This is a genomic window from Weizmannia acidilactici (assembly GCF_008974225.1).
GTDB classification, from domain to species: domain Bacteria; phylum Bacillota; class Bacilli; order Bacillales; family Bacillaceae_C; genus Weizmannia; species Weizmannia acidilactici.
Genome location: NZ_BKZR01000059.1, coordinates 1 through 14,996 on the forward strand (window position 1 = coordinate 1; position 14,996 = coordinate 14,996).

Annotated in this window: 11 protein-coding genes and 1 pseudogene; 6 read left to right on the top strand and 6 right to left on the bottom strand. The window is 35.1% G+C overall.

Going from position 1 to position 14,996, the window contains the following annotated elements; genetic code table 11:
• Positions 1-149 precede the first annotated feature (149 nt).
• Positions 150-281 (top strand): hypothetical protein, encoded by a 132-nt coding sequence (locus GBH70_RS17555; protein ID WP_259373296.1) that lies wholly within the window; start codon positions 150-152, stop codon positions 279-281.
• Between the two features lie 313 nt (positions 282-594).
• Here GBH70_RS17555 and GBH70_RS15310 read toward each other — a convergent pair whose 3' ends face one another.
• The 4 genes from GBH70_RS15310 to GBH70_RS15320 all read right to left on the bottom strand — a co-directional run bounded on the left by GBH70_RS15310 (position 595) and on the right by GBH70_RS15320 (position 6,279).
• A complete protein-coding gene (locus tag GBH70_RS15310) occupies positions 595-3,012 on the bottom strand; it encodes a PAS domain S-box protein (protein WP_151681844.1) in 2,418 nt (805 codons plus the stop codon).
• 42 nt (positions 3,013-3,054) lie between these two features.
• Positions 3,055-3,231 (bottom strand): hypothetical protein, encoded by a 177-nt coding sequence (locus tag GBH70_RS16865; protein WP_172968323.1) that lies wholly within the window; start codon positions 3,229-3,231, stop codon positions 3,055-3,057.
• Positions 3,232-3,756: 525 nt separating this feature from the next.
• The gene (locus GBH70_RS15315) at positions 3,757-5,424 is read right to left on the bottom strand and encodes a sensor domain-containing phosphodiesterase (protein ID WP_151681845.1); all 1,668 of its coding nucleotides are present in this window, start codon (positions 5,422-5,424) and stop codon (positions 3,757-3,759) included.
• A 318-nt stretch (positions 5,425-5,742) separates the two neighbouring features.
• Entirely contained in the window at positions 5,743-6,279 is a 537-nt protein-coding gene (locus GBH70_RS15320) for a PilZ domain-containing protein (protein WP_151681846.1), read from the bottom strand.
• Between the two features lie 901 nt (positions 6,280-7,180).
• Between GBH70_RS15320 and GBH70_RS15325 the strand changes: the two genes are divergently transcribed.
• Positions 7,181-7,972, top strand: a complete 792-nt coding sequence (locus GBH70_RS15325; protein ID WP_151681847.1) for a helix-turn-helix transcriptional regulator — start codon at positions 7,181-7,183, stop codon at positions 7,970-7,972.
• A 1,682-nt stretch (positions 7,973-9,654) separates the two neighbouring features.
• Here GBH70_RS15325 and GBH70_RS17870 read toward each other — a convergent pair.
• Positions 9,655-9,906, bottom strand: coding sequence for an IS3 family transposase (locus tag GBH70_RS17870; protein WP_151681848.1), 252 nt, complete (start codon positions 9,904-9,906; stop codon positions 9,655-9,657).
• A 748-nt stretch (positions 9,907-10,654) separates the two neighbouring features.
• Here GBH70_RS17870 and GBH70_RS15335 point away from each other — a divergent pair.
• Positions 10,655-11,569: a class I SAM-dependent methyltransferase gene (locus GBH70_RS15335; RefSeq protein ID WP_151681849.1), complete on the top strand. Its 915-nt coding sequence runs from the start codon at positions 10,655-10,657 to the stop codon at positions 11,567-11,569.
• A 735-nt stretch (positions 11,570-12,304) separates the two neighbouring features.
• On the opposite strand, the gene GBH70_RS15340 is transcribed toward GBH70_RS15335, so the two are convergent.
• Positions 12,305-13,201, bottom strand: a complete 897-nt coding sequence (locus tag GBH70_RS15340) for a LysR family transcriptional regulator (RefSeq protein ID WP_151681850.1) — start codon at positions 13,199-13,201, stop codon at positions 12,305-12,307.
• Between the two features lie 125 nt (positions 13,202-13,326).
• On the opposite strand from GBH70_RS15340, the gene GBH70_RS15345 reads away from it, so the two are divergent.
• The 3 genes and pseudogenes from GBH70_RS15345 to GBH70_RS15355 all read left to right on the top strand — a co-directional run.
• A complete protein-coding gene (locus GBH70_RS15345) occupies positions 13,327-13,884 on the top strand; it encodes a flavodoxin family protein (RefSeq protein WP_151681851.1) in 558 nt (185 codons plus the stop codon).
• Between the two features lie 148 nt (positions 13,885-14,032).
• The gene (locus GBH70_RS15350; protein ID WP_371862264.1) at positions 14,033-14,173 is read left to right on the top strand and encodes a hypothetical protein; all 141 of its coding nucleotides are present in this window, start codon (positions 14,033-14,035) and stop codon (positions 14,171-14,173) included.
• A 291-nt stretch (positions 14,174-14,464) separates the two neighbouring features.
• Positions 14,465-14,914: pseudogene (locus tag GBH70_RS15355) on the top strand (zinc-binding dehydrogenase); the annotation flags it as partial.
• Between the last annotated feature and the right edge of the window lie 82 nt (positions 14,915-14,996).

Sequence of the window (14,996 nt, forward strand, 5' to 3'; positions counted from 1 at the left end):
CCGCTGAAAGAAAGGTGCACAAAAGCAAAAGGAAACCGGCAAATCCTCCATAATCCGGTGTATGAAGGAATGAAAGCAAAAGCCAAAAAAAGCCTTTGGTCTGACGAGGGCGCGCAAATCTACGCCGGAGAAGAATCGAGGTAGAAAGCGTGTTTGGTCATATCAAAGGTTCCGCAGATTTTCTTCGGAGGCTGGTCGCCATCGCCCACAACCTACTGAAGCAGGCGGAAAAGAACCGCCTGCTTCAGAAAAAAGATCCAGAAAATAAGAAAACCCGTTGAGAAAAATGAATTTCTCAACGGTTTTTCTTGTTTAAAAAAGGACTCTTGAAACAACTCCAAGAAACAACAACGATGCCCTCAAGAAGTATAAATTTAATTTATTTTCACAAAATCAGGGTGGAATCGAAAAGCTGATATCAACCATATTTACGCACAAAATAAAGCCCATATCCCCATCGATATGGATGTTTCCCATTTGATAACTCCAAGACGAAAAAGGAAGGTGTAAAGAACGTATAAAATCAATCAAAATATCCAGATTATTCCTTAACTGTATCAAAATAGCATGATCCAGTTTTCCTTATTCCTATTCTCACAATAAGGATTTTTTATTACTGCTTTTTTCTTTTGCAGTTCTATGGTAAAAGCAAAACGTATTTTTCCCTTCAGATTTTGCCTGATATAGAGCTATGTCAGCCTTTTTCAGCAATTCTTTTTCAGTATCTCCTTCTTCATAAAAGGCAATCCCAATACTGGATGTCGTTTTAAACTCTTGCCCAAACAGATTCCAAGGACTTTGGAGTGAAAATATAATTCTTTCGGCAATATTTGTTACTTGTTTTTCATTTTCTATTTTCGAAAGAAGAATGATAAATTCATCGCCCCCCCACCGTACTAAAATATCAGATTCTCTAATGCAACTTTGAACACGATTTGTAAATTGTTTAAGAAGCTCATCACCTACATCATGGCCGAATGTGTCATTGATATGTTTAAAACGATCTACATCAAGAAACAGAAGGGCTACCTTTCTTTGATAGCGTTTGGCTTCCTTGATTGATTGTTTGAGTTGTTCGCTAAAAAACCGTCGATTCGGCAAGCCGGTTAAAGTGTCATGAAAACTTAAATACTCAAGTTGCTTTTGATATTTCTTACGATCTGTAATCTCACGAGCAACAATCATCATATATTTATATTGACCGTCATCGTCATATACCGGTGTTCCATTTACATCTAACCAAACATCATATCCAGCTTTATGAGTTCTGGACACTTCAATAGAAAACGGCTTATAATTTCTAGCCATATTGGTTATAGCTTTCCTGAGGTTATCATCTATTTTACCATTGGGCTGATGAAATACTATTTTTCCCACGTATTCTTCCGGATCGTAACCAAGTACTGTCTTATGTGAAGGCGAAGCATAAGTCACAATACCATTAAGATTAACTAATTGAATGAGATCGAGAGAATTATCTGCTAATAATCTATACCTTTTTTCACTTAGGCGTAAAGCTTCCTCCACTTTTTTCCGACTAGATATTTCTCTACCAACAATCAGGAAATAAAGGAGGTGTCCGTTTTCATCATAAACGGGATTACCACCAGCTTCAGTCCATATCCATTTTCCACTAGCATGTTTTAAACGATATTCAACCCGGATACTCTCTTTGGTTGCAACCATATGATCAAATTGTTTCTTGGCCTTGAATAAATCATCCGGATGAATGAGATCAAAAGCAAGATTACCTACATAATTTTCAGGCGAAAAACCTAAAACTCTCTCGTATGACGGAGAAGCATATATCACGCTTCCGTTCTCATCAACAGCGCTTACAAGATCTGTCATATTCTCCGTAATAAGCCTGTACTCCTCTTCACTTTTACGAAAGGCTTCTTCAGCGCTTTTTCTATCAGTTATATCCGTAAAAATCGACAAAATTGCAGGGCCATCATCATAGTCAATTGAAACGCCGGTTATTTCTACATAAAAAATTGTGCCATCCTTTCTTTTTAATTGCATTTCAATAAAAGGAAGCTTCTTACCATGTTCTGCTTCCGATAATCTTCGTTTTGATAGTTCATGAAAATTTGGATGAATATATGAAAAAATAGATTTGCCTAATAAACTTTTTTCTTTGGCTGATTTTAGCGCAAATGGGTTGGCATATAGAATATTTCCATTCCTATGAACAACGATCCCCTTCGGAGACAGTTCTACTACTTTTCGATACCGTTCTTCACTTTCCTTTAAAGATCTTTCTAAGTGTTTTTGTTTTGAAATATCCATTGTTATAGTAGAAAGGGCAACCACTTTTCCGTGAGGGTCAAAAATGGGTGACATTGTTAAACTAATATCAATGATTGTCCCATCCTTTTTCAAACCTATCCAGTCAAATCTTGTAATACTTTCCCCATTTTTGACCTTATTCATCATTTTCTTAGCCTCAGCCAATTTATTTTTAGGAATAGTCATTAAAGGCTTTCCAATGACCTCTTCACGTTTCCACCCATAAATTTTTTCAAACGCCGGATTGACATCTAAGACATTCCCTTCGATGTCCAATATATCAATTGCATCAGCCGTGGAATTGAAAAAAGACAATAGCCGATTTTGCACATCTTTTAGAAACTCTTTTGTTTTACAAAGCTCGGTAATATCTTTCATGACACAACAGATCCCAACAATGTCATGATTGACTTTTAACGGTATATACTTAACCTGTAAATCAATAATACTTCCATTTTTATGACAGGCTTGTACCTTTGCTTCAGCAGGTTGACCAGTTAATACGATGTTTATTTGCTGCTGAACTTTATCTATATCACTTGGAACTGTCATTTCTTTATAAGATAATCCCAGAATATACTCCTCCGAATATCCGAACAATTGACAAACGGCCGGATTAACTTTCATTATTGTTCCATCGAGTGATAGTATGCAAATTGCATCAGGGTTATGTTCTATAATTGATTTATAGATTTCAATATGTGAATCATAATTGGACATTTCTCTTCTCCTTCTGCCGCCCAGCCAGCATTGTATGAATCTTTAGACCTGTTGTTTTGCCCTCTTGTTTTCGTCAAAATCTGCTGCTATCGCAAACAGACCGAATTTTCTAAAAAACAGATTTTTTAATTTCGGGAGACTGTTAATCGGTAAATAAATCTCTTCAACTGTATCTTGATCGGCTGTTCTTTTTATTCTTCCACCATGTTCCTGAATCATTTTGTTATTTCACATTCAAACCTGTACCTGTTCTTTTTTCTTTTGTGCTCTAAAAAGGTTCAACTATCTTTTTAAGGCATTCTTCACTAATACCGCTACCTTGTTCTAATCCCAAGGCCTTCTGAACCGGTAATCGTACTGATTATTTTTGATAAGCCCACCTTTTGGCATGACTTCAACTACATTTTGAAGAAAGTAGATAATAGTTATAAATCACAATAAATAAGGGGTAAATTTCCATCTATGATCTCAATATTCTTTAATACCGCTTGTGACTTGAGTAAGGTATAACGCCTTTTATCAGCACTTTAATATTTGTCAATGGCAATGTGGCTTTGTAAGAGCTAAAAATTCCTTTATTATTTTTCAACTCGTTTAATCTCTAACAACATTATTTATATAGGTTGGTTTTATTTCTTCTTGTTATTTGCAAGAAACCTTTATCGAAGTAAGCAAATTTCATGTGCTGCACATGCAGTCAATTGCCAACAACAGATAGCTTTTCTGACCTTCGCATAAGTTCTTCTAATCTTTTTTCTCGGATATATCACAGCCAACAACAATCTGCTCTACGTTGCCACTTTTTCCAACTACCGGGGTACCCTGGGCCTCTATATAAATCCATTCCCCTGAAACATTTTTACATCGGAACCCGGCTTGAAAGAGAGAGTTTTTTGAAATCATGTTACGAAACTGGGTTTTAACATATTCCTTATCTTCCGGATGAATTAAACTGAATACCGATCTTCCTACGTAGGATTGATAGGAATGCCCAAAAATTCTTTCATGCGATGGGGAGAAGTATTGTACATTACCATCTGCATCCCAAACCTCAATCAAGTCTGACATGTTATCTGCAATATGACGATCATTCAATTCACTCTGTCTAGGAGCTTTCTCAAATTTCCTACGCTCTGTTATATCTACACATGACGCAATAACCTCGATCACTTCCCCTCTTCTTTTAACAGGACGTAGAGTAGCCAAGTAAGCGCCCCCGTTAAATTCAACTTCGTAAGTTACATGATTTTCACCTTCCCAAGCCCGCCGGTAATATTGGGTTATTCTTTTCGCCTCTTCAACAGGTTGGAAATCCTTTAGTTCCCGTCCAATAATTTGCTCCGGAACAAGCCCAATTTTATAAAGTAATTTACCATTGCAGAAAGTATGAATAAATCTTCCATTTTCATTTATAAATTTAAAGGTCATTCCTGGTTGTAACCGAAGAGTATCTAATAATTCTTGTCGGGCAATTTTCAAATCCTCATCCAAATATTTTTGATTTTTCAAATCCTTAGGTATACCATTCTTACCCACAATTTGTTCCAATTCTTCAATCTTGTTAACAAACTCCTTTGTTGGTAAAGGTTTGCTAAATAAATAGCCTTGTCCGATATCGCATAAATTTTTTTGGAGAAAAATAAGTTGCTCAACTTTTTCTACTCCTTCAGCGACTACTTCAAGTTTTAATTGATGTGCCATTGCTATGACAGTTTTGACAATAACTGCATCATTTTCATCATTTGTGCAGTTACGGACAAATGACTGATCAATTTTCAAAGTGTCAAATGGTGCTTCTTTTAAATAATGCAGTGAGCTAAAACCAGTTCCGAAATCGTCCAAGCTTATTTTTAACCCCAACTGTTTTAGTTCGTGTAGTACTTTAAGGATATACTCACTATCAGCCATTACACTCTCTGTTATCTCAATTTCAAGGTATTTTGAGTTAAGCCCGGTTTCTTCTAAAACTTCCCTTACCATCTCCACCAGGTTAGGTTGATATAACTGCCTTACAGACATATTTACTGACATTTCAAAAGGAGCAATGGCTGTATCTTGCCATATTATTGCCTGCTTACAAGCTGTACGCAATACCCATTCACCTATTTGTACAATAAGCCCGGTTTCTTCTGCCAAAGGAATAAATTTATCAGGTGGGATAAGCCCTTTCTCTGGATGGAACCACCGTATTAAAGCTTCAACACCTTTTATTTTTCCAGAATTTAGATTGATTTTTGGCTGGTAATAAAGTTGAAACTCGTTGCGTTCCAATGCTTTTCGGAGATCGGTTTCTAATTCAAGTCTTTCGTATCCTACATCTTGTTTGCATTCATCCCAAAATTGATAACTGTCTTTTCCATTTAATCCTAATCCTTGTGTAGATGTTTCTGGTTTTTTGAATAATCTTTCCATGATTATACCTTCTTTTGAATACAAATTAATCCCGAGGCTTGATATAATATATTACATTATCCTTAAAACGGAAAGGATGAATGATGAATGAATGAATGAATCTTAAATTTTACCTTTTCCAATAATCAGGAATTAAATATACTCATGTCGGTTCTTCAATATTTTTCTGATAATAATTGAATGAAAATTCTTTGACTTTATCCAGGTAATCTGCTGATATAATAGAAGATGTTGAGATTAATAATTATTTTTCTGATTATCCTAACACTTCGCTATTGTTTTTAAAGCTGAGTACATACAATGCTGATTTTGTAAAGATCAGGCCATTCTCCCCTGTCGACGGCTAATTTCAATTTTATTTAATAATACGGCAAATTTTTGTTGTTCCTTTAAGTCACTATTCTCAAACTTAATGCCATATAATAGACGGCCATTAATTTCCTCTTGCTTGCGTACTATGATTCCTTTGAGGGAAAACTTCTCACTTTTAAAGTTAAATTGAATTTGCACAACGATTTTCTTTCTAATAGGAAAATCAATATTGCACAACACCCCTAATCCTGTCCTGCTTATATCTTTTATAGTCCCTTTTACCCATTTACTTCTTATTTTTTCCAGAGACTGATCTCCCACTTCTAATACTTCAAAAGTACATGGCAGATCAATTAAAAAGTTAAGACGAGGTGCATCCCTCTGTTCCATTCCTTTTAACTCTTTTTCCAAATTATTCAAAGATCTTGATAACGCCTTTATCTTCTTATCCCTTTGTTCAACTTGCTTAGTATAGTATAAAACGATTAACAAAATCATCATGATGTTCAAAATAACTACAGTAATCAGGGCAGCTAAGTTCATGAGATTTCCCCCCCCTTAATGTTTAAAAACCCAAAAACAAGTTAGTTATCCCGTTTCTTATGCTAAGGAAAAAATGATAGGTTTACCATTCAATGATAGTTAAATCATTTATTATTTATAATTCTAACATTACTTTTTTCCTGAAATATGTGGCAAACCGCCACATACTCATATTTGTAAAGCGTATATGTATATTCAATTAGTAAAATTAATATGTATTATATGTTCATTATTTCTACTAAATTTTTATGCCAAAATGTGTATGCAGTTAACAAAGATACAGCCTTGCAAAAGCGCTTTAACAGGTATGAAGTAAGGATCTTGAAAGATGAATACCGGGAAGAGTTTGAGAGCCTATGTTATACAGAAAGGCTGTGCATAAAATTGCAAAACTAAATACAGTAAATTGCAATGAAAAATACATAACCCAAAATCGATTTGACATGGATCCTCTACGGGCATGATTACGATCTTTAAAAGCCAAACCCAACAAGGAATCTGGCTCTGCACAGCCCAAGGAATATGGTGCTTTAATCTGTTAAATTGAAGGAGATTACTTTATCTAACGGAAAAACACTAATTTAGAGAAACGACCCAAATCATCACGGCCCATACTTACTTTAGACCTAGAAAACGTGTCTAATTGTAACGTTAACTTAAAGCAAATTTGATTAAAATATATTAAGAAATTCCTTTAATTAATAATATATCAATTTTTATTAATATAAAAATATTTCTGTTAAGATACACTACCATAATATTTAACATTATTACCATTATTATCCAATAGTTAATTAGTAGATGCTATGATTAAATCAAAATATAACCGTCAGTTATTTATTAGTAACATGATAATCAGCTATTAGAAATTTTTACATATAAATTGCAAGGTGGGGGCTTGATGAGGGATTGGTTGAAACAACTTCGTAAATCAAAAAAATTAACTCAAGAACAAGTTGCTTCCTGCTCTTTTATAGACAGATCATATTATTCTCAAATAGAAAACGGGAAGCGGAATCCAAGCCCGGATGTTGCTATAAACATTGCTAAAGTATTGGATTTTAATCCATTGTGTTTCTTTAAAGATGAACTTGCATTTTCTAATAAGATAGATGGAGGGGCTCATTTGTTTAAAAATGATGCTTTCGATTATAATATTTTTTGTTTTTTTAGAGACACAGAACAGATAAGATTGATATTTTTTTATGACAAAATTGAGGACTATTATATTCATGTTTTAGCTTATCTTTACGCTGCAATTCAGAAAAACAGGCATTGTGTAATATTTGATCACCAGGAATATTTTTCCATATACAAAAAGTCTTTAGAATCTCTTTGTGATGTAGAAAAAGCAATAAAATATACTCATTATATTGATATAAAAAATATTGAAAATCCCGATATATTATTTCATGAAATCAATAATAAACTTCGAAATTTGTTAACTCATCTTGGTAATCATGAGGCCACAATATCTGTTTGGGTCCATAAAGATAACACAAGCCAATATGTACTAGGGAAAAGATTGCAGAAATTAGGCATAAACAATATGAAGACTTTATTTGTACAAGCATATAACGCATGGTCAGTGTCTGCAGGAGAGCATACTAAGCTGATGAAAGAATATCCTTTTTTAATGACCGATGGAGAAATATTTTCCTCGCCATTTTACAACGGAAGAAAAGATTATTGATTATTCAGTGTATCCGTCTCTTCATCTTCAAGTAGATATTTAATTTATCGTATATAAGTATATCAAAGCGTATTTATCCAAGTTGGACACTTACAATATGGTCAATTTCAGTAACATGAATTTGGAAGCGGTAATTTTATGACAGTATAAGGAGCCCATAAAACTAGACACGAAATGAGGAGATGTTAAAGTAAGTTTATGAAAAAAACAATGCACATCTGCATTCAAGTCCCAAATCGTGCTAGAAGTTCTAATGTAAACAGTCATTTTCACTTTATATCCGTAAAAAAGGCCGGTATTATTTCAAATTATTCCAGACACATAAGCGATCTCCACTGATATAATGTGATTAACATTTTGCACAATATATCAGGGGATTTTATATGTTCATTATCCATTATTTCGGATTAGACTTATCTGACATGGATCCACAGCTTTTTTGCCGATTCAGGGGATGGATTTGGAATGTAGGAAGAGACGTGCATTATTTGACGAAGATCCGAAATTTTGGTAAATCGCCTTACCTCCGAAAATCGTTCAACGTATGTATTATCCTCCATCCGTATGAAGTTTATAAAGTTAGAATCCAGAAAGAAGAATATTTTTCGATTCCTGAAGCTCCTTGATGGGAGCTTTTTCTCTTGGTTTTTCGCTGAAATAATTTGAAAAAAGTTTCCGTATTCCCAAATAACGGAAACAAAATAAGCGCATTATTCCGAAAATGTACCTGAATTAATTTGAAAAAGGGTACTCGGAATAATGTTATCGTTTACAGGAATAGACAGCTTCCCTTTTAAATCAAAATTCACCTCTGTTTTCTTAGGATTACTCTCCGTCCTCCTTCATCTGCTTATTAATTCCGACCAAAACATCTAAATCAACGGTTATCTCAAAGGAATTTTGATTAATCAATAGTTCTGCATATTCTCTCTTTGAATTCCAGGCAAGTGGAGACATTTGAACTAAATTCGTTCGTTCTGCCTTGCTTAGTTCTTTCGTATACCTAAGATTAAAACGGTTGACTAAATGGAAATGCTTTGTAAAAAGGGAAACTGTCTCATCATTGCTATAAACTTTCTTTTCTGTATCCGTAAAAAGTGCTTCTGGAAGTGGATTCCCTTTTACCGTCCTTGTTAATAATGAATTATTTTCCCAAAACCAACCGCTAATATACCACGATCATTTCCCCTTTGTATTTGGTTATTGAATTTTGATCCACTCCACGAATCATTGTAAGCCACTTCTGACTTTAATATTACGGTTCCTCTTTCTGGACTAATCTTTTTTTAATATATGGGATAATCCTATTTGACGAAAATAACTTCTCCAATCTTCGACTTCTCTAAACTGTTCCTCAACCGTTACAAAGACCTGAACTTCGGTACCAAATAATTTTTTATAGTACTTTTTGATTCCGCGACAATCCGATAAGTATTCATTTGCTGCGGCCTTACTCATTCCATCCTTCATGCCAATTACGAAAAAGGGGATTCATCGTTATAGTATAGCAGGGCTTTGTCACCAAAATAGACATTATATAACTCCGGAACATTCTTTTCCATCGCTACTTCTAATACCACTAATTTACTCAAAAAAGCACTCCTTTGTTCGTCTTTTCCGATGTTCAAGGTTACGCTTACTCAGGTTGGGGCCTGGCGAGATCCCTGCAATTCCCATTTCCCTCATATGCGCTGGACAGCCTTTCTGTTAATGACCAGGCCCTCGGCATTCAACACGGCCGTAATGCGCCTGGAACCGTAGAAAGGATATTGGGTATATATCTCATCAATCCGGTGCTTGATGTACACCTCTTCAGGAGAGGGGGCGACAGGCTTATAGTATAGGCTTGAACGGTTAAGACTAAGCAGTTCGGCCTGTACAGTTATCGGCAGTTCTGCGTTTTCCCAGTCGATTATTTCAATACGTTCTGCCATACTCCTTCATTCCAGATTTTTTTAAGCCACGACAACTGCGTGGTAAGGCGGCCGACTTCTGCATAAAGATTTTCAATCGTCTGTTCGTATTCGGCTTTCATATTATCGATTTTTTGTTATCTTTTTCCAAAAATTTTAGGCATTTGTTCGAGAAACGCATTCCTCCATTGGCGAACTTTATTGACATGGATCCCATGATCTGAAGCAATCTCGCTCATCTTCTTTTAGGACTTCTAGCACAATTTAAGTCTTGAATTCTGGTGTATATTTTTCCTCATAAACCTACTTTAACAGCTCCTCTCTTTACCTGGATAAGGGGCAATCCCAAAATCCTTTAAAAGGCTGAGAATATATGATGATCGCTAATTCCTGAGACTCCTGCGGGAAACGCGAGCAAGAAGAGACCCGGTGTGCTTGAGGGACGAGCGAGGAGGCTCGCGACGCGTACGGAAAGAGAGTAAATTTCGCGATCGTCAAAAAGGGGTACCCATATGCCCGGTTTAACAGCTTTTGGGATTGCCCTTATCAAGGGAAGCAAGAAAAGCGCGGTAGCCAAAAGTGTACAAAAAGAGTACCTGGATACCAGGAAAATTAACTTTGTAGAGAAAAACTTGATACATACGATACAAGCAAAATACTTGACAAAATTATTTAATTATGCTATAATTTATAATTTTATATTTTATGATATAATAAGACTCTCCTGGCCAGGGGAATCTTATTTTTGTTCATGCGGGAGGATAATTGTATGAAGCAAAATGAGTCCAGTCTAACTTCCTTAATATCAGCTTTTTGCAGAGCTTATCATAGTAAATATGATACACCAAAAATCTTTGATGACTATATCGCTAAAGATTTAATAACACAAAAAGAGTTTAATGACATTAAAATGAATTTGGTTCAAGGGATAGAATTCTTCAACAAAGAAAAAGTTCAACTATTCAATGGAAATACAGATAAAATATTAAAATGGATTACACAGATTCAACTTTCTCCAACCCCTATAGCACGGGCTGCATTTTGCGAGAAAGTATTGCTTCACGAAATCGATTTAGGATTGAAACAATATGTAATACTCGGAGCTGGATTGGATACTTTTTGTTTTCGTCATCCAGAATTGAAAAATGTCATAAAAATATTTGAAATTGATCATCCAGCAACACAAGCGTTTAAGAAGAAACAATTATCAAACGCTCACTTGGAAATACCACACAATCTTCATTTTGTTTCGATGGACTTCACCAAGGCATTTACTTACCAAAAACTGATGAATGCAGGATTTGAAAATAAGAAAACATTCTTTAGTCTTTTGGGAGTTTCTTATTATTTAACGAAAGAAGAAAATGCAAGATTGTTGGAGAATTTGTTCGCTGAAGTTCCTATAGGTAGTTCCATCGTTTTTGATTACGCAGATGAAACACTATTTGATGTGAAAGGAAAATCAGATAGAGTTGAAAACATGGTAAAAATGGCCTTGGCAAGTGGTGAACCAATGAAGTCATGCTTTTCTTATAATGAAGTTGAGAATATGTTAGAAAAAGCAGGATTACTTATTTATGAACATTTATCACCAAGCGAAATTGATGAAACTTACTTTTCCAACCGAAACGACTACCTTTCAGCCTTTGAAACGATTCATTATATACATGCCATAAAGAAATAACCTACCGTAAATTGCCATCCAATTACTCTCTAGAGTCTGGATGGCTTTTTATTAATTACCTGTAACTTTAGGTTTCGACCCTGACTCCACCTTCATACCTTACTTTCCTTACTCCTCCCCCTCTTCTTTCCCTTATGGCAATGGAACTTAGTTAGTCCCCAAAGCAGCAGATTTTTATCTAAAATTAGGATATTGGGTTGTATAGAATATTGTGATATTGTAAAATATTTCTTCTCCGAACAAAGGCAAAAATCAAAAGAAAAACAGGAATATTGCTCTTTCGGGTTCGTATTACAGCACATCTACATTATATTTCTCTCTCTCCTCTTAACACCTTTATTCCATATTATGGAGGGAATATTACAAACTTAACTTTAAATCTTTTCTCTACTATGTTCATTCCAAATAAACTTTTCCCAAATTGCTCCCTCCACCCCGCATTCCACCGTCGGATTCAAAATAAAGTTTTACGACCAAACCCCCATTTTCACCGATTTTTGATTCAAAAATGGACGTTTTTCCGCCTGTTTTTCCCCCATTTTTTCACCGTTTTTTCGCATTTAAAATAAACAATTCAGAAAATGTTAATTGATGTTGCGTTTTTTTATACATTGATACGGCCTTCAAGTACAAGGTTTTTGGCGCATTAACCATAAAATCCTTACACCTTTTATTTGACAAAAGAAGCCAAAATTCTTGTCTGGTCTGAGTATTTGCTTATTCAGCAGGCCCTAATTATATAGTCATTTTGAGTATTCTTCGTGTTAATTCTATAAAAGATATTAAGGGAACTGTCATTTGTTTATCCTTATGCCATGCAATTTGAGTGATAAGAGGAAAGTTAGACTGTTCCCATTTAAGTTCTTTTATTGTCCCATCCTTAATGTCCTGCTCTACTACCATGCCCGGCAATATAGCTATGCCGAGTCCGGCAATTACACATTGCTTAATCGCTTCTATACTGACAAATTCAATTTTATTACTGGGATACACATTGGATTCTCGCAAGTAATCTTCAAATATTTTGCGATATGAACATCCTTGCTCAGTAAGAAGAAGAGTCTCATATTCCAAGTCTTTGGCAAAAATTAGTTCCTTATTTACTAAGGGATGATCGGGTGAGGCAACTAATTTCAGTTCATCCTTAACAAGCGGTTCTTTTATTAAAGAATCTTCCGGTTTAACTACATCCATAATGAAAGCTACATCAAGATTACCACTTTGCAGTTGCTCTTTGACCATTTCGTTTGAATGAGCAGGTTTAAAAATTAGTTTAACATTGGGTAACTGATTTTTAAATTCCTTTAGAATAGGGGGAAGGCGGTATGTGCACTGGCTTTCTTGTGCTCCAATTTTCAGGACCCCCGTTGGCTCTGTAAACCCACTAATAACCAATTTTGCTTCATCTGCAAGTGAAATCATTTTGTCAGCATATACTTTAAATTTACGTCCAGATTCTGTTAAATATATTTTCTTTCCCAGACGTTCAAACAGTTGCGTATCCAGTTCTTTTTCAAGGGATTGAATCTGGGCAGTCACACTGGATTGAGCATATTTTAACAGCTTTGCAGTTTTCGTGAAGTTCAAATTTTCTGCAGCGGTTCTAAATGTAATCAATTGTTTAACATCCAATTTTCTCACTTACCTAATCGTTATTTTCGATTAATATAATAGAAATAATCATCTTTTATGATTTGTAAATTAATTATAAAATATTAATAACTAAACAGCAAGTTATAGGTAGGAGTGAATAAAAGATGACAATTGCTGTTATTTATGGAGGAACCCGTGAAAATGGTAATACCGAAATCCTAACTGAGCGGGCAATTCAAGATATTCCTGTGGAAAAGATATATTTAAAAGATTATAAAATCCAGCCCATAAAAGATCAACGCCATACAGAAAATGGATTTCAGGAAATCAATGATGATTATAATTTCATTATTGAACGCATTCTTCATCATGATTTGCTTATATTTTCCACACCTATTTATTGGTATAGCATGACTGGAACAATGAAGGTATTTATTGATAGGTGGTCACAAACATTAAAAGATCCGAAATATCCTGACTTCAAAATAGCTATGTCTTCCAAAAAGGCATATGTAATTGCAGTTGGTGGAGACGAACCTTTTTTAAAAGGGCTTCCCCTTATTCAACAGTTTCAATACATTTTTAATTTTTTAGGAGTTTCCTTTGAGGGATACGTACTCGGCAGAGGAAACAAACCCGGTGAGATTTTCCAAGATCGGATAGCGTTAACTGCTGCTTCTCAAATCCAAAAAATATTAATAAGTCAAGTACAGTCAAATTAGTTGCGGATTGATTTTTTAACATGTAAGATTAAAAGTTTCAACAATTTTTCTTTTAGAAATCATTTATTCATTGAGAATAGGTAAGAACATGGCAGGGCAAATTGGAATTTAGTTACGGATAATTATTATAAAGCATAGGAGTAATACAATGAACGCACTCATTTTTGAAGAATTTGGCGGACCAGATGTCTTGCAATATAAAGATATTCCGGATCCTATCATTAATGAAAATGAAATTTTGGTTAGAACGAAGGCAATTGGGTTAAATTTTGCTGACATATACATGTGAATTTCCACATAATTTCAGATTGTGATTTTCAAATTATTCCAGATGTATAATATTCAATATTCAATACACGGCTTGATATGGAGTGGTGGGCATGGTAGGCTAGTTAGCTTTGACGATTTTCTTTTTTCTCCTAGCCCCATCGCCATCAAGCCATGCCCACAGAGGCTCCATGTCAAGCCACCAAAGGGCATCATTATTCGTAATATACAGTGCATATGTTTAATTTTTCGTAAAAAATCTGGAGATGAAAAAAACCGACTGTTTTTTGCCGAAATAATGTGCCCGTTTACAATATACAAAAGAAAAGGAAACTATCATTTAGAAGGTATGCCTCCTTACATATTGGGTTATGAAGGTGCAGGTATAGTTGAACAGGTCGTTGACGCTGTTACAAACTTTAAAATTGAGGAAAGAGTCGGATTTGCTGATGTGTCATTTGCCAATGCCGAACTGGTTGCAGTACCTAAAGAAAAGGCGATACCATTACCGGAAAATACATCCTTTGAAACAGCCGCCTCTATTTTATTGCAAGGCTTAACAGCTCAGTATCTGACAAAGGATAATTATGCAATTAAAGCCGGAAACTGCATTCTCATTCATGCTGCAGCCGGCGGAGTAGGCCAAAATTTGGTTCAGATTTGTAAGCACCTGGGAGGAAAAGTGATTGGCCTCACCTCTTCAATTGAAAAAGCAAGATTTGTTCTTTCTCTCGGAGCAGAACATGTATTTTTATATAAAGAAAATCGGAAAATCCCGGGTCAAAGATTGGCATCAAGGCTTGATTCAGTGCCTGTTGGATGAGTCGGTCCATCACGGTAGGAAT

Bases quoted from the DNA above. Each gene is read 5' to 3' on its own strand.
- GBH70_RS15310 (WP_151681844.1), bottom strand. From the start codon at position 3,012: ATGTCCAATTATGATTCACATATTGAAATCTATAAATCAATTATAGAA.
- GBH70_RS16865 (WP_172968323.1), bottom strand. From the start codon at position 3,231: ATGATTCAGGAACATGGTGGAAGAATAAAAAGAACAGCCGATCAAGAT.
- GBH70_RS15315 (WP_151681845.1), bottom strand. From the start codon at position 5,424: ATGGAAAGATTATTCAAAAAACCAGAAACATCTACACAAGGATTAGGA.
- GBH70_RS15320 (WP_151681846.1), bottom strand. From the start codon at position 6,279: ATGAACTTAGCTGCCCTGATTACTGTAGTTATTTTGAACATCATGATG.
- GBH70_RS15325 (WP_151681847.1), top strand. From the start codon at position 7,181: ATGAGGGATTGGTTGAAACAACTTCGTAAATCAAAAAAATTAACTCAA.
- GBH70_RS17870 (WP_151681848.1), bottom strand. From the start codon at position 9,906: ATGGCAGAACGTATTGAAATAATCGACTGGGAAAACGCAGAACTGCCG.
- GBH70_RS15335 (WP_151681849.1), top strand. From the start codon at position 10,655: ATGAAGCAAAATGAGTCCAGTCTAACTTCCTTAATATCAGCTTTTTGC.
- GBH70_RS15345 (WP_151681851.1), top strand. From the start codon at position 13,327: ATGACAATTGCTGTTATTTATGGAGGAACCCGTGAAAATGGTAATACC.
- GBH70_RS15350 (WP_371862264.1), top strand. From the start codon at position 14,033: ATGAACGCACTCATTTTTGAAGAATTTGGCGGACCAGATGTCTTGCAA.